This is a genomic window from Proteus genomosp. 6 (genome assembly GCF_040139785.1).
Taxonomy (GTDB): domain Bacteria; phylum Pseudomonadota; class Gammaproteobacteria; order Enterobacterales; family Enterobacteriaceae; genus Proteus.
In genome coordinates, this window is the sequence record NZ_JBEEVJ010000003.1 from 1 (window position 1) to 22,093 (window position 22,093).

Below are 22,093 nucleotides of genomic sequence, written 5' to 3' on the forward strand. Positions count from 1 at the left end.
TATGTGCAAGATAGAAATGAAGCGTATAACGTGTTACGTGACTTTGCAGCCATCTTTCGAGGAATGACCTATTGGGGTGGCGGTCAGATTGTGACATTAGCGGATATGCCTCGTGATATAGATTATAGCTATACCCGAGCTAATGTGATTGATGGCAAATTTATTTATTCAAGCAGTAGCAGTAAAGAAAAGTATTCCACGGCATTGGTTTCGTATTCAGATCCGCAAAATGGATATGCTGATGCAATGGAGCCAGTGTTTGAACCTGATTTAGTTTCTCGGTTTGGGTTTAATCAATTAGAAGTTACCGCAATTGGTTGCACCCGACAAAGTGAGGCAAACAGAAAAGGGCGCTGGGGAATACTGACAAACAATAAAGACAGAATGGTGACATTTTCTGTCGGGTTAGATGGGAACATTCCGCAACCTGGTTACATTATCGCTGTTGCTGATGAGTTGTTGTCAGGAAAAGTCACTGGCGGTCGAGTAAGTGCCATTGATGGCAGAAATATCACGTTAGATCGTGTTTCAAGTGCTGTGAGTGGTGATCGCTTAATTCTCAATCTTCCTTCAGGGCAATCGCAAGCAAGAACGATACAAACAGTATCAGGGAAGGTGATCACGGTTACAACGGAGTACAGTGAGACACCAGAGACAGAATGTGTGTGGGTTGTCGAATCAGAAGAGCTGTATGCGCAACAATATCGGGTTGTCAGTGTTACAGAAAATGAATCTAATCAATTTACTATTACCGCCATTCAGCATGATCCCAATAAATATGAACATGTTGATTCTGGCGCATTGATTGATGAAAGGCCCATTAGCGTTATTCCTCCTAATAATCAGCAAGCTCCGAAAAACATTATCATTGATTCTTACTCAATGGTCAGTCAAGGCGTTAGCTTTGAAACAATGCGAGCACAGTGGCCACAAGTTGAAAACGCAATCTCTTATGAAGCGCAATGGCGTAGAAACGAAGGCAATTGGGTCAATATGCCTCGTAGCTCCATTAACTCTATTGAGGTTCCTAATGTTTATTCTGGTCGATATTTAGTCCGCGTTCGAGCCATTAATGCCTCTGAGATCTCAAGCGGGTGGGGATATTCTGAAGAAAAAACGTTAACAGGCAAAATGGGTAACCCACCAAAACCGATTAACTTTAGAACGTCGCCATTAGTCTTTGGCGTTAAGCTAGACTGGGGATTTGGTGAAAACACCAGTGATACGTTAAAAACTGAAATCCAGTACAGCAAGACGAATGATGGTGAAGGTCTGATGCTGTTATCTGATGTCCCATATCCATCTAAAACGTATGAAATGGCAGGTTTGTCAGCAGGCGTGGCATTTTATTTTAGAGCAAGGCTGGTGGATAAAACCGGTAATCAATCTGAATGGACTGAATTTATTCGGGGAGAATCGGAGTTTGATGTAGGTACGATATTGCCAGAGCTTGATGGGCACTTCATGTCATATGAAGCCGGTCAGCAACTTAGTGAACGCTTGGATTGGAATGCTGAGACGGCGCTTCTTCTTAGTAACGCTGATTCTCAACTATCACGCAGTATGTTAATGAAACACGGTCAGTCACAAGCGGGTATTCGCGAGCTATGGCAAGTTCGTGCAACGGATAACGAAGCCTGGGCGCAGGAAGTCAAAGAAATTTACTCCGCTGTTGGTGATAACACGTCTGCAATTAAAGAAACTCAAACGTCAATTACCAAGCTTGATGAGACTTTTGGCCAGCGATTTACTGAAATTCGTACGGAAATGGATAAGGCTCAAGCCGATATCGTTTCAAACTCTACTGCCATCTCTAACACAAACAAGGCGTTTGCTGAAAACAAAACACAAGTTCAAGCTAAGCTTGATGAACAGGAGGGAATGATACAGGAGAAAATGCAAGCTACCTTCAATCAGGCTGGTGATGGCGTTGTCGCGCACTCAATAAATATTACTATCAAACATGATGGCGTTAGTTATAACGCAGCAGGGCAAGTGATTAGTGCTCAAGTTAAGAATGGAAAGCTCGAATCATTCTTTGGTTACAACGCGAATAACTTTGCTTGGTATAACCCTGCAAATGGAAAGATGGAATTATTCATGTATGCCAAAAATGGGCAGTTCTTCGTTCGAGATTTATTTATTGAAGATGGCTCGATTACAAATGCAAAAATAGGGAATGTTATTCAATCTAATAATTATTTAAATGGTAGACCGAGCTGGATAATTAATAAAAATGGGTTTGCTGAATTTCAGAATATAAAAGCGAGAGGAGAAATAGAGGCAACTTCTGGGAAATTAGAAAATGTTATAATTGAAAAAAACTGTGAAATAAAAGGGACTTTAAAAGTAGAGAATATCGAAGGTGACATAGTTAAGTTTTATTCTATTGGTAATGGAGAAACAATTACGATACCAGCACAATCTTTTGACCGTGTTATTCAAGTAGTTACCATAGCGACGACTCATAATAGTAAGTGGTGCCGATTGTGGTTAAACGATGATAAGTTCTTTGAAATTAAAAATGGTGGAAGTTATGAAGGATTTACTTATTGGAATTCACCATCAACAACGTTAAAAGCGAATACACCGGGTGTATTTAGATATGACAGCGAAGATAGATATTTCAAAATAACACTATTAGCCTGCAAGCAATAAGGAAATAAATCATGATATACACAACAGGCACTGTTAACACAGTGTCAGGGTCTGCTATTGTCCGCGGAACTGGCACTAAATTTAAAAATAATAATCCCGCCATTAATATCGGAATGACTATTTTAATTAAATCGGGAAACACGAATATTCCGTATATGATTAAATCCGTTAATTCTGACACTGAATTAGTATTAGCGCAACCTGCATTAGCCACAGCAACTAACACCACATTCTCAATTCATATTACTGAGCCAGATAATAATAGTGATGCAGCAAGAACAATGGTCGCTATTAATAGTTATGTTGCGTATTTCCTTGATGCAATGAACACATGGATGACTCAGACTGGGCAGACAAAAATTGAAATGCCAAACGGTGAAGTTGTCACGCTCGATAGCATTAAGAAGATGCAGGGGGACATACAAAATAAGCTAGATATTAAGAAAGGTGGCATTCAGCGCGTTGAGGGTGAATTGCATTTGGCCACTGCTGTCGGAGTATCTAGCGGCACTGGTGGTGCTGGCGATAACTCAGCGTGGCTCTCTTTATCTAGAGGTGAGCCAGATATTTACGTTAAAAGATTAGGAAAGTCGAACGCTATATTCAAATTCCCTGAAACAAACGGAGGAACTTTATTATCAACTTATAATAACTCAGCTCAGGTATACGCAAGTAATGACTATTGCGGTTTAAGACTTGTTAAAAAAAGTGGTAACTTTGCCCTCATAGAAACAGATCCAGATTCATCTGGAAACATTTTTAATTTTGTACATAGAACAAACTCAGGGTCAAATGAGGCTGTTATTAGAGTTCCTAAACGTAGCGGGACTATGTCTCTTGTTGGGGATTATGGCTTAGGTGGGGTGGGAGAAAGTATGCCTCAAAAGATATCTTGTTTTTATGGTTCCCCATCAGCAGGGGTACCAGGATTTCCAAGTAATGGCGCTGGCTGGCAATCTACATATAGCGGAAACCGCCGTGCAATGTTATTTATGGATACATCAGGTAATTTACTCGCTAGATTTAGTCTATCAAATAACGTTGTTGATACAGAAACGCCATGGCGAACTTTGTGGGGCTCAAATAATACAACGGTAGATAGTAATGGTTTTATTAAACGCGCCTCTCCAATCATCGACATCAACCCCGATGGCACATTCACAACCAACGACGAATCCGAAGGTGCTACGGTTACTCGAGTAGCGCAGGGTGAATATCTTATCGAGGGTGTGCTGGGTTTTAATTCTGACGCAGGCTGGGGGGGTGTTGACGGCGGTATTGAAATTCCACTCGATGTAAATAAACAGTCTCTTATTTGGGTTAACTCTAAAATTAACAAAGACGGCTCTATTCTCGTTAAAACGTATCACCGTACTCACCCTAACGCGCCAGAGTTCGCCCGTAATGATATTGACGGTTACAGCGACGGCGACCCAATTGATATTCCTGATGGTCGTTTTATCTCTGTTCGTGTGCAGATGCCAGAGCAATCAATCTATAACGTGAGAATGCGTGATATGGAAGAAGCGCAGAAAGTGGAAGAGGAACACAGGCAAAAAGAAGAGGAGATGAAAGCACAATTCGGGTTAGGTGAAAATGATGCACTACTATAGTGGGACATTATAATGTAATGAATTTCATATTTTCACTATTGCATTATTGTTCATTTTTTTTATACTTTAATAGTAAGATTATTCATGTAAATATCATTAATAAATTGCCTTACCTTTCCCACTCCAAGAGTGGGATTTTTTTATTATCAATAAATTCTATCAAAGTCTTCATAATTACTATCAAAAAAACAATCGATACGTTCCGATTTGTTTAGAATTCTTTGACATTTTTTCAATACATTTGCATTCCTATCATGTATATTTTGGTATTGAATTTTTTCTTGGGGGGATAATTCTGAATAAATAACTCGTTCTTGACATCCAATTAAAAATAATGATGTTAGTAATAATAAATAATACTTCATATGCTTTTTGTTTTATAACTGTAAAGAAATATACTATTCTATTTAATTCTTATTTTTCAAGTGTTAATTATTAGATTTTTTGTTTTTTCTTAGTAGATGACTAAAAGCAAACAGGCTAGTTTATTTAATTACCCGTTTGCTTAAAATAACATTTTATACGTTAAATTTATTATATTTAGTTTAATTTAAATTTTTCTACAGCATATTGCAATTGTTCTGATTGCGTTTTTAACTCTAGTGCCTCAGTTGTTGATTTTTGTACAAGCGTTGCATTTTGATGAGTAACTTGGTCTATTTGGGTGATGGCTACACTTATTTGCTCAATACCTTGGCTTTGCTCATCAGAAGCAGAGGAGATTTCATTTATAAGATGACATACATTAGTGATAGCACTTATAATTTCATCAATTGTCTCTCCGGCTTCATTAATTAAATTAGAACCAGTGTTTACTTTATTTTCTGAGTTTTCTACCAGAACCTTAATTTCTTTTGATGCTTGGGCACTGCGACTAGCTAAATTACGTACTTCATCTGCCACAACAGCAAAACCGCGTCCTTGTTCTCCTGCTCTAGCTGCTTCAACCGCTGCATTAAGTGCCAGAATATTGGTTTGAAATGCAATGCTATTTATTACATTTGTTATTTGTGAGATTTGTTGTGAACTATGAGTTATTTCCGTCATTGTATTAATGATTTTATTCATTATATGACCCCCTTTTGTCGCGATATCGGTAGTGCTTTCAGCCAATCTCGTGGCTTCTTTTGCATTTTGGGAGTTTTGTTTTACTGTTGTCGTTAACTCTTCCATGCTTGCTGCTGTTTCTTCTAATGAGGCAGCCTGTTGTTCGGTACGAGATGCCAGATCGGTGCTTCCTTTAGTTATTTCATCTATACTGAAATGAACCGCGCTAGTATTAGCATGTACTGCATTTACAGTGTTTACTAATGATGCTTGCATTTCGTGTAAGCTAGTAGCTAGTTGTCCCATCTCATTACGGCCCGAAATAGTTATATTATTAGTAAGATCTCCATTCGCTATATTATGAATATGATACATAATAGATTTTAAAGGCTTTAATAAGAGGTGTTGTAAGCCAAACCAAACAATTATTAGGACTGTAATAATAACGATAGTAATTACACCAAGAATCCATTGCATTTGAATGAAGCTTTTATGATTTTCATCTTCAGCAATTTCTTGTAAAAGATTATTTTCATCTCTCCAGTTATTAAATGCTACCTCCATTTCATTTTGTATTTGTTGTGCTTCTAAATTACTATATGATTGGTAGTCATTTGAGCTTAGATATTCAATAGATAAATTCATCGTCTCATACATATTTTTCCACGTTTTTTTGATGTTATCGATCAATTCTGTTTGTTTTTTATTAATATCAGAAGATTGTAACCAAGATATATAATGAGATTCAGCTTCATTTAATGTGGTACGAGCAACGCCTAACATATCATTGATATCTATTATATGATTTGAGTCTTGTTGACTTTTGAGATACCTAATAGCAACTCTTGCTATAGTTAAACGTGTTTTTATTAGGGCATTAACACTGTCACTTAATTTTTGTTGTTGTTTATTTAAGTTTTCAAAATTTTGAAAGTTATGGAGATCTTTATTTATAATGGAATAAGAAAAACCAGCTGTGATTAGTTGTAATGCACAGAATATAGTTAAGGCAAAAATAATACTCTTAGTAATATTTAAATTATTTAACATTTTGATTACCCTGTTATAATTTCATGATGATACAATTATAACGGCTTATCTCAAATAACCTTTAATTTTAATACTCAATAAAATTATAACATTTTGATTTTTATAATGAAATAAAATCAATAAGTTTTTTAACACTTTTGTATTATTGTTTCTTATTTTTCTATTTAAATCGAGTAGTTACCTATATGCGTATAAAATATTTTATTAACTCATCATCTAAGATGAAAAATTCTTTATAATTAGTAACGTCTATTATATATGCTCATTATCTAGATATAAAAATTAAGAATATCGTTATCTAATTTTTAACTAATTAGTAGAATTGTTTTTAAATCTAATTAATACTTTTCTATTACTCAAGTTTTGTATATGGATAATATATTACTCTTTTTTTAGCGATAATAGCTTTTCACACCATGTATCAAGTGTTTCCCGTTTTTCTCTTAAATAATCATATCGGTCATAGTGCTTTTGAGAAACGCCTGGTCTTTTGTGGTTTTGTACCATATCCCTTAACTCAGAACTTATTCCCATTTCTCCAGCTAATGTTTTGAATGTTCTTCTCACATCTCTAGGCGTAAATTTCTCAAATTCATTTTTCTTACAAAATTTATTTAATTGTTTAGCGTATTCAGATGTTAACAGGTGCCCTTCTTTAGTTTCAGCAGGGAAAATATAATTAGATGTTGGATATAATAGTTCTTGGATATTCAGAATATTAATGGCAGGCTGAACCAAAGGGATCACATGATAATCGCCTGTTTTTGAAATGTGAGGAGGAACTGTTAATGTGTTGTTCTTTTTATCCCAATTGTCGCGAGTATTAGCCAGAATTTCCCATGGCCTTTGTCCTGCGGAATAAACGCAAAATAGAAATAGACGCGCATAATCTGAGTTAATAGGGCATTCTATGGTGGGCTTATTGAATAGTTCTAATAATAGCTTCAACTCATCCCATGATAAAAACCTATCTAACGCTTTATCTGCACCTTTTTGTCTAGGAACCACAGTGACAGGATTTCGCTCCAACCCATAAATAACGCGCTCGTTTATTTTTGCTGGATCATTATCGGCAAATAAACCGAAATTGAATACCGCATGTAGGTTTGCTCTTACCTTGTTTGAGCCAGCTAAAGCACCTCGGGAGATAAACTCAGAAAGTATTCTTTTTATATGATCTGGAGTCACATCTTTTGCAGGCATAGACGCATCAATGTGTTTACTACCTAGAACCTGATTTAGTCTGTTTTGAGTTTTATCATATGAGCGCTTGCCTTGTCGTTTCTGATCTTCAATGTAATCATCAAAGAGCTGTTTTACTGTGGCGTGTTCGTATTTAATCTTCTCAGGGGATGATGATTCTGTAGCTGCAGCTAATGATTTTACTGCTGCATCAGCGAGTGATAAATTGGGGTAATCACCAAGCGATATAAATTTCTCTTTCCCATCTTTGAAGTAGCGGTAGACGAAAACTTTTCTTCCAGATGGATATGTTTTTACACCAAGGCGTCCAGTGCCTCTAGTCGCTGATGCTTGCCAAGTATAATACGCAGATTTCTTTGGTTTCAGTCCTCGTATTTTACTATCAGTCAGTAATACGCTAGCCATAACTAATTTCCATTTACAGGTTGTTTGCAGGTCAAGTAACGGGTCAAGTAACGAAGAAATGATATGAAACTAGATGAAATCATGCAAGGTATATAAAGCCTTATAAATCAAAAAGATGAAATCTTCTGAAATTATATAAAACCCAATGAAATCAGTGTGTAACGCCCTTCTAAGCCGTAGGTCACAGGTTCGAATCCTGTAGGGCGTACCATTTTAAATCAAACGCTTACATTCATTTTAAATTCTCTACTTTTCTTAAGTGGGACGTATTTGGGACGCTAGCTCCGAAAATGCTGTCTATTTGTCTCACATGTTCAGTTAGGCATAAATAAATCACCCTATAAATACTCGCAGATTTTCTTGGTAATCTTTCCACTAAGCACTTTCATCTGTTTTACTTTTTTTCTAACCCTCTCTACTTTTTTTGTGTTATTACTTCAAATTGAACTCCGTTATGGATTTAAATATTGATGTATTAAATATAGTTATTACAGTAGATAAAATTAGAGGGCGAATTTGAGAAATAATGTCATTAATATTCTTGATGATATGATTAAGTAATTATTAAAATAAAATGTTAATAGCTAATTTTAAAATCAGAATATAAAATAAATAATTTATTATATTATTTTTTCTAAGTATTAGTCATGATTCAATAATCCATTTGGTTATTTATTAAATAAATTAATGCGTTATAATGACTTTTAAATAAAAAGATTAAAATATACAGATTTAATGCAAATAATATAAATGGAATAAAAAATGCCTTTACCTAACCGATTAAAACCAAAAAAAGTCAGCAAAACTAAACTCAATGAATTGATCGATTTACTACTAAAGATAACTGTTAAAATCGATAATGGTGCAACTGAAAATGATCCCGAACTTAACACCATGATAATAAAATGGAATGCACAAGTAGTAACACCTTGTGAATTTTCAGATTTTCGTGACTACAATTCGTGGACAAGTGCAAAAGAGTTTACAAAAATAGCTTTTAACCAGGTGAAGTATTTAGATGATCTGACTTATAACGAGTTGATTAGTATTGTTGATTTCATATGTTTAGCTGAAGGCAGTGAATCTGAACAATCTTATGCAATAAATTTACTCGAGATAAACTTTAAAGCCTTTTCTTCAGATCTTATTTATTGGCCTGATGAGTATTTTAATCTTGAAGAAGTTGATGATTTATCATCAGAAGAAATAGCGGCTTATTTAATGGAAGGATCTAATCGCAAATTATCTAATGCTCCAGAAATTCTATTAAAATATTCAATCGTTAAAGAAATTAACAATTAATCTTTTATTTTAACAAAAAAATCAAGCGATTGATTTTATAAATAGATGGTTTTTTACTTAAATAAAAAAGATGAAAATTTTCGATGTGCTTTAACTGAAGTAATTAAAATATTAAATCAGATAGCGCTAAACAATATTACTGTATCTTTATCTAAGATTGCGGCGCTTCTTATTTCGTAATACAACAATCTCATTTGATGATAAAGTTGTTTCAGCCCAAGCACTTAGCATGGGTGACATTATTTCGGGTGAAACCAACAAACTTTGTGGCGATATTCCTAATATTAAAGCAATAGCAATAAGCTGATCGACGGTTATTTTCAGATGCCCATTTTCCAAACGTGAATAGTGTTGCTGACTGATACCAAGCCTTCTCCCCATCTCGATACCTGTTATTTTTAATTGCTTTCTTTTTTGTTTAATTCGCTGACCTACAACAATATTAATTGAACTCATATCAACCCCTCTTTTTAAAAGAGATTACCGTAAAAACACTTAGAGATCGATATGGGCGATCAAAAATAGATTATTGATAGTTGGTATCTATCAGTTTTTATTTATTAAAAGATTTAAACCGTTTTACCAAAATCAAATAATTAGATAAATTACATTAGTCTTTAACAGTATTTTTGTTTGTTAATGACGAAATAGGAGTGTTAATTAAGAATAATATGAGTTAATAGGAGGTTGGTAAGAATGGAAGGCTCCATTTTGAGGAACCTGTGTGAAACTATGGGTGATGATTTGTATTGGATGAAAATAAGTTAATATTATTCAAATTGTTACTTAGTTAAACTATTAATTATTCAGATTTTTATCATAAAATAGTATTTTCTTTATCCCAATTTTCTACCCAACCAATTAATTCCTCTAATTGATTTTCAGAGAACACCTTTATACCATGTTGACGTAATAAGGCTGTTGCAACACCTTTATCTGTGATTAAATCAGTACCTAGAATATCAAATGATTATTTTTAATTTGAATAACGGTTTCTGTTTTACCGACACCAAAAATATGTATTTTATTTCAAATTGTAACAATGTTGATTTATAAAGAAAAAATAATACTATTTTTATAAAAGCAATCAAAAAAAGATTTATTTTGGTATTGGTGTAAAAATGAACACTTAAAATTTGGTTATATAGAGATAAATATAATCTTAAGTGTAACCATTTTAACTACTACCTTATTTTCCTCTGAATCAACATCAAATAACCAATCCATCGTTATATTTCTTATCACTATCCCCTTTTTATGTGCTCAATTTATTAACTTAGTAATATTAGTGATCTTGTGGATTATTTGTTAATCAAATTATTTTATTTGCAATTTGAATGTGTCATAAACCCATATTTAACAAATAGGCAGTGGATCTTTAATAGTGAAAAATTTTATATTTTGACAAAAAAACCAAAAAAATAACTAGCTGAATATGCTTTCATTTTACTCGATGTACTTAAATAATCGATAAAAAACAAAATGATGATTAATCCCCTTCTTTGCATAAGTAAATTAAATAGTACGGATTTTTAAGAAAAAAACAGACGAAAAGATTTACAAATACTTTACTAATACTTTACAAATGAAATAAGATAGCGTGATTGTTTTAATGCTAATAATTCATTGAGTAAAAGGAACGTGTAAAATGGCGATATCTAGAAGAAAATTTATCATTGGTGGAACAGTGGTGGCTGTCGCTGCTGGTGCGGGTATTTTGACACCAATGTTAACTCGCGAAGGGCGCTTTGTTCCGGGTACGCCAAGACATGGCTTTGTTGAAGGTACTGAAGGTGCTTTACCAAAACAAGCTGATGTTGTTGTTATTGGTGCTGGTATCCTTGGTATTATGACAGCAATTAACCTTGTAGAACGTGGTTTATCTGTTGTCATTGTTGAGAAAGGTAATATCGCGGGTGAGCAATCTTCGAGATTCTATGGTCAGGCAATTAGCTATAAAATGCCAGATGAAACGTTCTTATTACACCATTTGGGCAAACATCGCTGGCGTGAAATGAATGCGAAAGTAGGTATTGATACTACTTATCGTACACAAGGCCGCGTTGAAGTTCCTCTTGATGAAGAAGATTTAGTTAACGTAAGAAAATGGATTGATGAAAGAAGTAAAAATGTTGGCTCAGATATTCCATTTAAAACCAGAATTATTGAAGGTGCTGAATTAAATCAACGTCTTCGTGGCGCGACAACAGATTGGAAAATTGCTGGCTTTGAAGAAGATTCTGGTAGCTTCGATCCAGAAGTTGCAACCTTCGTTATGGCTGAATACGCTAAAAAAATGGGTGTTAGAATTTACACTCAATGCGCGGCTCGTGGCTTAGAAACACAAGCTGGTGTAATTTCTGACGTTGTAACAGAGAAAGGTGCAATCAAAACTTCTCAAGTTGTTGTTGCTGGTGGTGTTTGGTCACGCCTATTTATGCAAAATCTTAATGTTGATGTTCCAACACTGCCTGCTTATCAGTCTCAACAGCTAATCAGTGGTTCACCAACGGCACCGGGTGGCAACGTCGCTTTACCAGGTGGTATTTTCTTCCGTGAACAAGCTGATGGTACTTATGCAACTTCTCCTCGTGTTATTGTGGCGCCAGTAGTGAAAGAATCCTTCACTTATGGCTATAAATATCTGCCATTATTAGCATTACCTGATTTCCCAGTGCATATTTCTTTAAATGAACAATTAATCAATTCATTTATGCAATCAACGCATTGGAACTTAGATGAAGTTTCTCCGTTTGAGCAATTCAGAAATATGACTGCATTACCAGATTTACCTGAGTTAAATGCTTCATTAGAAAAATTAAAAGCAGAATTCCCTGCCTTTAAAGAATCGAAATTAATTGATCAATGGAGTGGTGCAATGGCTATCGCACCAGATGAAAACCCAATTATCTCAGAAGTTAAAGAGTATCCAGGCTTAGTCATTAATACTGCAACTGGCTGGGGTATGACAGAGAGCCCTGTATCAGCAGAATTAACCGCTGATTTATTACTGGGCAAAAAACCAGTTTTAGATCCAAAACCATTTAGTCTTTACAGATTCTAATTTTGTGTTATTCATAAAAAGCCCCCCAGTAATTAGTTATACAATTATTGGGGGGCTTTTTAAATTTGAGTTTTTTTACTAGTTATTTCTTCCTGAAATTATCATCATTTTTGACATATTCAAATGAATCTAAAATGATCCCTGTTATTCTTAATATATCTTCTGGATCATTAATATTTATTCTGTTATTAACTAGTGATAGTCCAGCTCTAGACACTTCATTAGCTAAAACATTTGTAATTTCAATAGGGACAATAATATAAGGGTTATTTTTATCATAAAATCTAACAATCCATCTATTGGATTTTCCTTGATATAATATACCAAAGTAAGATTCTGTATCCTTGTATTGGATCTCCTCAGATCCTACGATAAGCTTAATTTTTTCAAATAATGTTAATTCGTTTTTTGTTGTTATAATATTAGGGTTGTTGGGATCTACAATATTTACAAATTCAGTATTTTTCTGATTACTATCGTTATTTTCTTTTATTTCAGTGGGATCGTCTATTGTCATGGCTTTATTTGATAGACCAGATACAACCATTGCACTAACAGAACGTTCGACAGCTAGTTTTACAAGTGGTGTTATAGAGTCGATGAACCTTTGATTTAATTGTCTCTCAATGTTTGATCGACTAGCTACATATCTGACAAATTCATTATCTACGTCACGTAAGCTTGAACTAATAGTTTTAGTAAAAGCAGATAAATATACACTTTCTTCAGCCAAGGTTCTTAATGCTTCTGGTTTAAATTTATCATGTCTGAACCTGAATAATTGGCTTGCATCTGAATCGCTGACTTCATCCATTCTTATTCTTAAGAAAGGTGTTGGATCCATTACATTTTTTTGTTTTAAATCGGTAAAAAAGCGCCATTCTAAGCCATTAGTTATAGCTGATATTGTAACTTCTGGTGTAGAGTTAAAATATCGTGATAATTGAGGGCAGTGATTATCTAGTTTTTCAGAATATCCTTTTGCTTCAATAAACATTACCGGAACATCTTGGCAGAACAATGCATAATCAACTCGTTCATTTGCTTTAACACCAGGGAAATCAGCACCATATTCAGCCTTAACTTTTTGAGGGTCATAAGGGTTAAAACCAAGGATATCTAAGAAAGGTAATATCAGTGCTTGCTTAGTTGTTTCTTCCGTCGAGCAATGTTGCCCTACGTTTTTGACATGATCCATGTGATTTTTTAGCTTTAATTTAAAACTTTCCATTATTCATCCTAATAATTATTTGCTGAATAAAAAATAATATTATGTATATCAATGACATTCTAATTGTTACTATGCATAAAACACACCTAAATAGAAGTCAGATAACTCTTTCCTTAATAAATTTTAATATAAAATAAAAATAATCAATATCGATAAGCTCACACTTATAGTAAGTAAGTGAACTTCTTGATAAAAAATAAGTATTTATATGTTTTTAGTATTTTTGTTATCAATAAATAAGATTGATAGTGAACAAATCCATTAAAATTATTTTTTAAAAGATTAAAAATAGATATGAATTTTGTTCTTAAATTATAAGTGAGTAGTCTTTTTCAGATTATTTCAATCAGGGGGGGTTCATTTTCCTAGGATACTATTTATATATATTAAAACAATACAGAATTATTCTTTATAAAATGATATTCTAATTAAATATATAGATATTTTTTATAGGTTATCAATGTCATTTAAATATATTTCAAATTAAAATAAGCCATTCTATTCAACTTTATGATAACACCATTCATTCTCGGATACTCAGTTCCAAATTGTTATTCTAATATTAATTTAGTTTAAAATAACATATAGAAATGTAAATTATTTTAAATTTGAAATATCGGAATAACCTTATTAACAGAATTCGTGAGAATAAGTAATATTACGATTATTTAATAACTAATAGTTAAGTATTTTCAGTTTATGGATTGATAGTTTACAAACTATAATTCGGTATTTTATCGATGTAATCATCTAATGAAAGAAGGAGAGTAAAGGGATGATTAACACCAAAGTTGGGAATAGAATAAAAATGATAAGAAGACAATTGAAAATAACAGAAAATGAGATGTCTGAAATGTTGGGGATAAGTATGCTACATTATTCTCAATTAGAAAATGGACATTTAAAAATAACAGTAGATCAATTGATTACTATTTCTTATATACTTGGTGTTACACCTCAAAGTCTTATCTTAGAGGCTAAGAAAACAGACTTTATGGTTTTTGAGGATAAGCAGTCGATAACTCAACCAAGTGAAATAGTTATATTTAGAAAAAAGAAAATCGTTTAAAAATCACATTGGTATATTACTTGTTGATATTGAGTTCTGATAAATATATTGAGTCGTTTTCTAGTTGTTTTAATTAAGATTCTATTTCTCAAAACTCAATAACTAATAGCACAAAAGCCATCTTATTATAGGATGGCTTTTGTGTATTTAATGGCAGAGTGTTGTACCTGTTATATGATTTATAGCACCGTTTCTAATCAATAGTTTCTGCATATCTTTAAGATTATTTTGGCAAGCATAACTTAATGCGCTGTGGTTATAAGAAAATAATGAATTATCTTGTGTTGTTGTAACAAGATTAACATCAGCACCTTCAGAAATAAGGTATTCTACGGTATCAAGACGATTATTACTGGCTGCAATCATAATAAATGTTTCACCATCGCTTTCTACTCTTTGGTTATTGAGTTCAATATCGCTTCTCATTAGGTCGTGAATTTTTTTTACCACATTGACATTATTTCCTAATACGGCTGATTTAAAAACATTATAAACATCGTCTTTATCCGTAGCCCAAAGGCTCGCGCCTTGAGAGATGAGATAATCTACCATTTCTTCATCACCAATAAACGCAGCCCATCCCAGAGCTGTTTGCTCTAAACTTCCAGTATCTTTCGCTTCAATATTTTGACCATTGGCAAGCATCTTTTTGACTTCATTTAAATCACCATGTTTAACAGCATCAAACCATAGTGCATTTTTACCTGTACTTGGTGAGGTATAGAATATCCTATGTGGTAAACGTGATTTATTAGCCAACTCAATCATATCAGAATAATTTGATTTAAAAGATTGATATTCGAATGGATTATTCTCATTAATAATCAATGCTTGTGCGCCAAAAGAAACTAATGCCAATGAAATAACAAACATTTTTATATTCATTTAAACACCTTAAAATCGAAATAATTAACAAAACTTATTACAATTAGTTTATTAAAAATTAATATTTATTAGTGTTGGTAATTGAAACAGAATGTAAGTAAGATGTGTCTTGTTAATACGTATTTTCAATAAAGATAAATCTTAGTAATCTATTTTTCCTATTTGATAAAATAAATAAGTATCTTTACTTGTTTTTATTAAAATAGGATGGAAAATACGCATTTTTATCTCTTTATATGAGTATTTTTTTTACGTAAAGATAAAATATTGAAAAGTGAAAAATCTATATTTAATTAATCTTTTATTTTTTATCTTGTTCTCTTATTGCAATAATTAGTTACTTTTAAAATAGCTACTAATGCAGTTTAATTGTCATTAATCAAAAAATTAACTTAGTAATCTATATAAATGATAGATAATGTTGCTCTCATTATATTCATTATTTTTAATATTTAAAGTTTTTGGTCGTTTTACCATCAAGTTATTTTTGATTAATCTTATTATAGAACCTTGGATGGTTTCTATCCATAAAGTTTTAGTCAAATTTCCAGAGAGTAAAAACAGATAAAACTGTTTTTTTGAGATAAACCCCAATAATTGAGCTAGTTATTATTGGAGTTATTTTTGGGAATAATCGTTATCGTTTACGACGATAAATACGATGCTCAATCATCGTACCAATGATCATTAATGGCGTGTTTTCACTGCTAAGTGTTGGATAATCACTATTTAATGGCACAAGTTCAAAATGTTCATTGCCATTAGCATCAATACGAGTTGGTCTATATTTCTTAAATGTTGCTTCTCTTTCATTATTAGCCGCAACAATAAATTCTCCCGGATGTGGTTTTATCTCAGGATCGACAATGATTACATCTCCTGATTTAAAATCAGGTTCCATTGAGTCTCCTTCTATCTTTAATGCAAAAGCACTTTGTGAGAGTTCTTGATCTGTCAGAATATACTCAAATTCACCATCACAATCTGTAATAGGAACACTATGTACTAAGTTTCCCGCTTGAACGTAGCTTATTAGTGGTAATTTTTTCGTATTGATATCATGAACAGGTTGAATATTATCACCCATCATTAACCAACCGGCATCACACTCTAAAGCTCTTGCAATGCTAATAATATTACGAGGTTTTTTTGTTGAACCATCTTCTATTGAAGCCCATGATTGTTGTCTGATGCCAGCTTTTTCAGCTGCTTCAGTCTGAGTAAGCCCCAAGGCATCTCTTCTGGATTTAACTCTATTTGCAAGACTCATGTTTCCTCCTATTAAAATAATACAGATAAAACTGTATTTGACAAACAGATAAACCTGTTATTTAATACAGTTATACCTGTTAAATAATTTATCTAAAAAAGAGTAAATCAAAAAATGATAATTTATAAGGAATCATTTATAGGCTAATAAATATCGATATAACTAGTTTTGTAGTTTAATAATAACAATTATTTATTGTTAGATTACTATTCTAAATAAGAATGGTTTTATTATTAATAATGCCTAAAATATAAATTTCTGGTTTGGTCTTTTTAAGCGGAAGGAGGCGGTGGTCGTTATAAAAAATAATTGAATTTATATTAAATCATCATGTTTATGATAAGTGATGCTTTTTTAGGAATGAAAACATTCTATCTATATTAATTGAAGTGCTAATTATTTAAATATTTATTTAAATAATATGGACGCCCTATTTTTAAAATAAAGGAATATTATGAAACTTATTGATGGATTAAAAAAAGAATTAAAAGGTTTTTTCAATGAAACATCTGAAAATAACTATGTGAAGATTTTTGATACGCCCCATGTATGGGGAATGCCATTTGGTAAAGAAATTATGCCAAAAGCGATAGAGCGTGAGGCTGAGTTTGAACAAGCCATTACATCTATCTTAGATAAAATGCTGTATCGCTGTGATATTTCATCACTTAATGCCCCTGATGAAGAGTGGCGTAAAATTATTCTTGCTGCAATTGATAAATCTTTTTCTGAAAAGAAAGGACGTAAAGATCGCACACAAATTCGATTTTTATTTGCACAGACACCAACAGTTTTATTAAATGGTGTTAAATACTATTTTAGTGGAACGCCTGAATATCTGGCATTGAAAAAAGATCTTATTGAATTAATCAAAGAACGCGGAAAATATTGGGAATGTATTCCAGATATTTGGATTGGTCGCTTTTATCGTATTATTGATGGTCTAAAAGTCTCGTTAGAAAAAAAAGTATTACCTGAAGATTTTATTTCTGAATTAGATACTCGAATGACATGGAACCATACAAAAATTATTGCTGTTGATGGTTGTGAAGCTTTCGTTGGTGGTCATAATTTAAATATGGATCTTTTTAAAAGTTATCCACCAGTTCATGATGTTTCTGTTAAGGTTATTGGCGAATCAGCACTTCATTCCCAATTATTTTTAAATAAAATGTGGGATGTAGGTAACGATTTAATTACGAAAGAATATTTTGATAGTAAAAAAAATGAATGGGTCGCTAAAAAAGCAAGCTATAAGATTATCGATCCATTAACAAAGAGCAGTGTATTAAGAGAAATTAAAAAGAAAAATGAACAAAACTTAGCTCAATCGCCAGATGAAGGCTTTTTCAAAACTGACCGTATTTTCTCTGTAGGAAAATATTGGGAAGGGCCTGATATGCGAGTTGATTATAAGAAAGGTTCCGAGAAAATGAAGGAATACCTTATAAAAAATGCTAAGAAAAAAATTCGTATGTCTCAACAAGATGTAGTGAGTGCATGGAAGAAAAAATGGAAAGATCATCCTGTCTGCCATTGGATAATTGAAGCGTTATTAAAAAATCCAGAGTTAGAAGTTGAAATTGTTGTTTCACCATTAGATGCCGCCGCCGGTGCTAATGGCGACCAATATTCATTTGGCTCTGGAGCACAAAGAACCTTTGAATTATTCAAATATTATCTAACTCATGATGTTGATACAGATGCCGTTATTCCTGATCCTGATAAAATTCGTGAATCAGCATTACGTCGTATTAAAATAGCGCCATTCTTCTTTACCGATAAAGTGCCAAAAGCACTACAAACGGAAGGTAAAACTTATAAATGGCCTGGTGCAGATGAATCATCTTATACCGCCACACTAAAAGAAGCACCACTAAGCGAAGATCCACCGAAACAAGGGGATATTGGTCACCCATTCTGGTCATTGGTTAATGCGAGCGGTATTTACCCTAAAGTCGCTCCTGCACCGGGAAACCACGCAAAAGTAACTATTATTGATGATGAATTGTATATTGTTGGTTCCGATAATATGTACCCAGGGTATTTGTCAGAATTTAACTATCTTGTTGAAGGCGAAGAAGCCGTAAGGACATTTATTGAAGAGTATTGGGATAAATTATGGCGTTATTCTGAACCTCACGCTTTTAAACATAAATAAGTTTAATCAACTCATTTAGTCATAAAAGTGATTGAATATAAAAGGGGAGTTAATCCCCTTTTTATTTAAATATAAAATAACGTATTTATTTAAGATAATCTAATGGCCAGTGTTTGAAATAAATATGATTGGCTTGCCAGTCTACTTTTTCTGTATTGTCGCTTAATAAATACTTAGCCACCGTAAAGGCAAATTCAAAACTTACACCTAATCCTTTTGCACTGATAAACTTTCCATCAACCACAACATCTTGATCAAGATAATGACCATCATCGTATTTATCTGCTAATTTATCGCCAGTACTGTAATTACGACCTTCAAGAAGATGATGTGCCGCTAATACTTTGGCACCAGAAGAGCACAGTGCACAAATATATTTATCTTCAGCAATATGGCGCTTAATAAATTGAATAACTTGCTCGTTAGCGCATAAACGATCTGTGCCTTTAGGGCCACCCGGCATCATTATTGCGTCATAGCTATGTGTGAATTTATCTGCTAATAGGAAATCAGCACTGATTTTAGTTTCAAAATAAGTATTTAATACCAAGCTATCCATGCAAGAAAGTACATCAACATGAATATCAAGACGGCGCATGATATCAATAAAAACAACAGCTTCACCTTCTTCAAATCCATCAGCTAATAAAACGGCAACCTGTTTCATTTTATTTATCCCTTATGTGTTTTTAGTAATGAGTGGATACTTTGAATATGATTAACAATGGTTTCTTTATCTTGTTTATCAATGGTATCTGCTGTGGCAATCCAGCTTCCTCCACAAGCAACAACTTGTGGAATAGCAAGATAATCACTCACGTTATTTAAACTAATGCCGCCTGTAGGCATAAATTGGACTTGGGCGTAAGGTGACGCTAATGCTTTTAGCATTTTTACACCGCCAGAGGCTTCTGCAGGGAAGAATTTAAGTAAGGTTAAGCCTTTTTCAAGAGCAACTTCGACTTGGCTTGGATTATTAATGCCTGGCACAATATCAATGCCGTTATTAAGGCAGTAATCAACGGTACTTGGGTTATAACCCGGAGAAATAACAAAGCTTGCTCCAGCTTCTTTTGCCATATCAGCTTGTTGTGCGGTTAATACTGTTCCTGCACATAAAATAAGCTCAGGAAAGTGCTCATGCATTAGCTTTATGGCTTTGGCTGCTGCCGGTGTACGAAAGGTAATTTCAGCAACAGGTAGTTGATTTTGGGTTAGAATTTCACCCAGCCAGATTGCATCTTCAGCGCGATTAATTTGGATCACGGGGATCACTTTCAGTGATGAAAGAGTATCAACAATTGACTGTGTCATGGTTATCCTTGATTAGTGTGTAGAATGAATCAGTAATTTCATGAGGAATGATGGCGCCATGGTGTTGAATGACGAGTCCAGCTAAGGTATTTCCCCATAAACAGCAGGTCGATAGGCTTTGATTTTGTAGCCAAGCAGCAATAAAAGCAGCATTAAAAGAGTCACCTGCGGCGGTGGTATCAATAACGGAATCAATGGGTTTGGGAGAAACATAGCCAGCATTTTTGCCATCAGACCAGTAAGCGCCATTAGCACCCAATTTGACAATGACGTTCTGATTACCCCATTGATGAAGGCGTTGTGTAATGTCTTGTTCTGTCAGCGCTGGTTTTTGCCAAAGTATTTGCTCATCATCACCAGTGACTAAAGCAATATCACTAATGCGATACAGCTTTTCAAACCACTCTTGTGCATGAGGTATTGAATCCCATAAACGTGGTCGATAATTAGAATCGACAATGAGCGTCATTCCACGCTGTTTAAGTTGCGCTAATAAGGTGAGTAAAGCGATTTTTCCTTCATGCGTTAAAATAGCAAGAGAAATACCGCTAAGATAAATGACGCTATCATCAGGAAGCGCATCGAAACTGTCTAAAAAACGCTTATCGGTCGCAATATAACGTGCGGCAGCATCATTTCGCCAATAGTGGAAACTGCGCTCACCATGAGCATCAATTTCAATAGCATATAGACCAGGAAGTTTTTCGGGAATAGTAATAACAGATTGGCAGTCTATCCCCTCGTTTTCCCATGCTTTCTGCATTAAGGCACTGTAAGTATCAGTGCCTAGTCCTGTCATATAAAGCGGATGTAATGAAGGCGATAGTCGCGATAAATAGAGTGCGGTATTCAGTGTATCGCCACCAAAACGTTGTTGTTGTGGTAAGAACGGTTGACCACTCAGCTCTATCATACATTCGCCAATAATGGCGACAGTTTTATTGGTTTTCACAGTTTTCCATCACTTTTACAGACACGAATTTTATCTGCAACCACAGCTTTCATTGCGGCTTTGCCTGGTACAAGGTAATGACGAGGATCACTTGCATCAGGGTTATCTAAAAAGTATTGCTTGATAGCGTTAGAGAAAGCAATTTTCAGTTCGGTTGCAACGTTAACTTTGCAAATACCTAAATCAATACAACGGCGTACATCGGCATCAGGAATACCCGATGCACCATGAAGAACTAAAGGAATGTCAGTCTTTTGGCGAATAATGGCTAAACGATCAAAATCGAGATGAGGTTCATGTTTGTACATGCCATGCGCGGTACCAATTGCAACCGCTAATGAATCAATACCCGTTGCTTTGATAAATTGTACTGCTGAATCAGGATCGGTGAAAAGCGCATCTTTAGCATCAACGACTAAGTCGTCTTCTTGCCCACCTAAACGACCTAATTCAGCTTCAACGGTACAATCCCAATGATGGCAGAAATTAACCACTTCTTTAACGATACGAATGTTTTCTTCAAAATGAAAATGAGAGGCATCAATCATGGCAGATCGCACACCAGAAATGACTTTATGACAAATATCAGGAATATCTTCATGGTGATCTAAATGTAGGGCAACAGGGATACGATATTGTTCTGCGGCCTGCTGGCAAATAGAGATCAAATAATCACTACCTGCATAAGCAAACGTGCTTGGTGTACCCGCTAAGATAATAGGTGATGCCATCTCAGCGGCTGTTTCCATCACAACTTGAATGGTTTCCAAGTTATGAATATTAAAAGCAGGCACAGCATAATTTTCACGCTGTGCTTTATTGAGCATATTACGAGTAGAAACCAGATACATGTTTGCCTCTCATCTTTC

At 34.0% G+C, this 22,093-nt stretch carries 16 protein-coding genes; 6 read left to right on the forward strand and 10 right to left on the reverse strand.

What is annotated here, in order from left to right; genetic code table 11:
- A partial coding sequence (locus ABN212_RS04505; protein ID WP_349442946.1) for a phage tail tip fiber protein occupies positions 1 to 2,658 on the forward strand: 2,658 nt, incomplete at its 5' end.
- A gap of 11 nt (positions 2,659 to 2,669) precedes the next feature.
- On the forward strand, positions 2,670 to 4,271 hold the full coding sequence (locus tag ABN212_RS04510) for a hypothetical protein (protein ID WP_349442947.1): 1,602 nt from the start codon (positions 2,670 to 2,672) through the stop codon (positions 4,269 to 4,271).
- Between the two features lie 540 nt (positions 4,272 to 4,811).
- Here the strand turns inward: ABN212_RS04510 and ABN212_RS04515 are convergent.
- Positions 4,812 to 6,368 carry a methyl-accepting chemotaxis protein gene (locus tag ABN212_RS04515; RefSeq protein WP_156733893.1) on the reverse strand — a complete coding sequence of 519 codons (1,557 nt, stop codon included), beginning with the start codon at positions 6,366 to 6,368 and terminating at the stop codon, positions 4,812 to 4,814.
- A gap of 381 nt (positions 6,369 to 6,749) precedes the next feature.
- A complete protein-coding gene (locus ABN212_RS04520; protein ID WP_349442948.1) occupies positions 6,750 to 7,976 on the reverse strand; it encodes a tyrosine-type recombinase/integrase in 1,227 nt (408 codons plus the stop codon).
- A gap of 762 nt (positions 7,977 to 8,738) precedes the next feature.
- On the opposite strand from ABN212_RS04520, the gene ABN212_RS04525 reads away from it, so the two are divergent.
- Entirely contained in the window at positions 8,739 to 9,278 is a 540-nt protein-coding gene (locus ABN212_RS04525; RefSeq protein ID WP_198620888.1) for a hypothetical protein, read from the forward strand.
- 147 nt (positions 9,279 to 9,425) lie between these two features.
- Here the strand turns inward: ABN212_RS04525 and ABN212_RS04530 are convergent, their stop codons facing one another.
- Positions 9,426 to 9,734 carry a helix-turn-helix domain-containing protein gene (locus ABN212_RS04530; protein ID WP_198620889.1) on the reverse strand — a complete coding sequence of 103 codons (309 nt, stop codon included), beginning with the start codon at positions 9,732 to 9,734 and terminating at the stop codon, positions 9,426 to 9,428.
- A gap of 1,192 nt (positions 9,735 to 10,926) precedes the next feature.
- Here ABN212_RS04530 and ABN212_RS04535 point away from each other — a divergent pair.
- Positions 10,927 to 12,342, forward strand: coding sequence for an NAD(P)/FAD-dependent oxidoreductase (locus ABN212_RS04535; protein WP_100160198.1), 1,416 nt, complete (start codon positions 10,927 to 10,929; stop codon positions 12,340 to 12,342).
- 82 nt (positions 12,343 to 12,424) lie between these two features.
- Here the strand turns inward: ABN212_RS04535 and ABN212_RS04540 are convergent, their stop codons facing one another.
- Entirely contained in the window at positions 12,425 to 13,573 is a 1,149-nt protein-coding gene (locus ABN212_RS04540) for a type I restriction endonuclease (protein ID WP_198620891.1), read from the reverse strand.
- Positions 13,574 to 14,348: 775 nt separating this feature from the next.
- Between ABN212_RS04540 and ABN212_RS04545 the strand changes: the two genes are divergently transcribed.
- Complete coding sequence (locus ABN212_RS04545; protein WP_198620892.1) at positions 14,349 to 14,642, forward strand: helix-turn-helix domain-containing protein; 294 nt, start codon at positions 14,349 to 14,351, stop codon at positions 14,640 to 14,642.
- Positions 14,643 to 14,789: 147 nt separating this feature from the next.
- On the opposite strand, the gene ABN212_RS04550 is transcribed toward ABN212_RS04545, so the two are convergent.
- Together ABN212_RS04550 and ABN212_RS04555 are read right to left on the reverse strand one after the other, a co-directional pair.
- Positions 14,790 to 15,527 carry an ankyrin repeat domain-containing protein gene (locus ABN212_RS04550; RefSeq protein ID WP_196573887.1) on the reverse strand — a complete coding sequence of 246 codons (738 nt, stop codon included), beginning with the start codon at positions 15,525 to 15,527 and terminating at the stop codon, positions 14,790 to 14,792.
- A 637-nt stretch (positions 15,528 to 16,164) separates the two neighbouring features.
- The gene (locus tag ABN212_RS04555) at positions 16,165 to 16,797 is read right to left on the reverse strand and encodes a LexA family protein (protein WP_109371264.1); all 633 of its coding nucleotides are present in this window, start codon (positions 16,795 to 16,797) and stop codon (positions 16,165 to 16,167) included.
- A 454-nt stretch (positions 16,798 to 17,251) separates the two neighbouring features.
- Here ABN212_RS04555 and ABN212_RS04560 point away from each other — a divergent pair, with 454 nt between their 5' ends.
- On the forward strand, positions 17,252 to 18,958 hold the full coding sequence (locus tag ABN212_RS04560) for a phospholipase (RefSeq protein ID WP_198620893.1): 1,707 nt from the start codon (positions 17,252 to 17,254) through the stop codon (positions 18,956 to 18,958).
- An 85-nt stretch (positions 18,959 to 19,043) separates the two neighbouring features.
- Here the strand turns inward: ABN212_RS04560 and ABN212_RS04565 are convergent, their stop codons facing one another.
- From ABN212_RS04565 to ABN212_RS04580, 4 genes are read right to left on the reverse strand one after another with little or no spacing between them, the layout of a single operon-like run.
- On the reverse strand, positions 19,044 to 19,625 hold the full coding sequence (locus ABN212_RS04565) for a DJ-1/PfpI family protein (RefSeq protein WP_198620894.1): 582 nt from the start codon (positions 19,623 to 19,625) through the stop codon (positions 19,044 to 19,046).
- Between the two features lie 5 nt (positions 19,626 to 19,630).
- Entirely contained in the window at positions 19,631 to 20,272 is a 642-nt protein-coding gene (locus tag ABN212_RS04570) for a bifunctional 4-hydroxy-2-oxoglutarate aldolase/2-dehydro-3-deoxy-phosphogluconate aldolase (protein WP_198620895.1), read from the reverse strand.
- Entirely contained in the window at positions 20,253 to 21,224 is a 972-nt protein-coding gene (locus ABN212_RS04575; protein WP_198630339.1) for a sugar kinase, read from the reverse strand. Before ABN212_RS04575 ends, ABN212_RS04570 begins: the two co-directional genes overlap by 20 nt.
- Positions 21,221 to 22,075: a tagatose bisphosphate family class II aldolase gene (locus ABN212_RS04580; protein ID WP_349442949.1), complete on the reverse strand. Its 855-nt coding sequence runs from the start codon at positions 22,073 to 22,075 to the stop codon at positions 21,221 to 21,223. The genes ABN212_RS04575 and ABN212_RS04580 overlap by 4 nt, the downstream gene beginning before the upstream one ends.
- Positions 22,076 to 22,093: the final 18 nt, after the last annotated feature.

What these genes read in the sequence shown, in the direction of transcription:
- ABN212_RS04510 (WP_349442947.1), top strand. Translation starts at nt 2,670, where the DNA reads ATGATATACACAACAGGCACTGTTAACACAGTGTCAGGGTCTGCTATT.
- ABN212_RS04515 (WP_156733893.1), bottom strand. Translation starts at nt 6,368, where the DNA reads ATGTTAAATAATTTAAATATTACTAAGAGTATTATTTTTGCCTTAACT.
- ABN212_RS04520 (WP_349442948.1), bottom strand. Translation starts at nt 7,976, where the DNA reads ATGGCTAGCGTATTACTGACTGATAGTAAAATACGAGGACTGAAACCA.
- ABN212_RS04525 (WP_198620888.1), top strand. Translation starts at nt 8,739, where the DNA reads ATGCCTTTACCTAACCGATTAAAACCAAAAAAAGTCAGCAAAACTAAA.
- ABN212_RS04530 (WP_198620889.1), bottom strand. Translation starts at nt 9,734, where the DNA reads ATGAGTTCAATTAATATTGTTGTAGGTCAGCGAATTAAACAAAAAAGA.
- ABN212_RS04535 (WP_100160198.1), top strand. Translation starts at nt 10,927, where the DNA reads ATGGCGATATCTAGAAGAAAATTTATCATTGGTGGAACAGTGGTGGCT.
- ABN212_RS04540 (WP_198620891.1), bottom strand. Translation starts at nt 13,573, where the DNA reads ATGGAAAGTTTTAAATTAAAGCTAAAAAATCACATGGATCATGTCAAA.
- ABN212_RS04545 (WP_198620892.1), top strand. Translation starts at nt 14,349, where the DNA reads ATGATTAACACCAAAGTTGGGAATAGAATAAAAATGATAAGAAGACAA.
- ABN212_RS04550 (WP_196573887.1), bottom strand. Translation starts at nt 15,527, where the DNA reads ATGAATATAAAAATGTTTGTTATTTCATTGGCATTAGTTTCTTTTGGC.
- ABN212_RS04555 (WP_109371264.1), bottom strand. Translation starts at nt 16,797, where the DNA reads ATGAGTCTTGCAAATAGAGTTAAATCCAGAAGAGATGCCTTGGGGCTT.
- ABN212_RS04560 (WP_198620893.1), top strand. Translation starts at nt 17,252, where the DNA reads ATGAAACTTATTGATGGATTAAAAAAAGAATTAAAAGGTTTTTTCAAT.
- ABN212_RS04565 (WP_198620894.1), bottom strand. Translation starts at nt 19,625, where the DNA reads ATGAAACAGGTTGCCGTTTTATTAGCTGATGGATTTGAAGAAGGTGAA.
- ABN212_RS04570 (WP_198620895.1), bottom strand. Translation starts at nt 20,272, where the DNA reads ATGACACAGTCAATTGTTGATACTCTTTCATCACTGAAAGTGATCCCC.
- ABN212_RS04580 (WP_349442949.1), bottom strand. Translation starts at nt 22,075, where the DNA reads ATGTATCTGGTTTCTACTCGTAATATGCTCAATAAAGCACAGCGTGAA.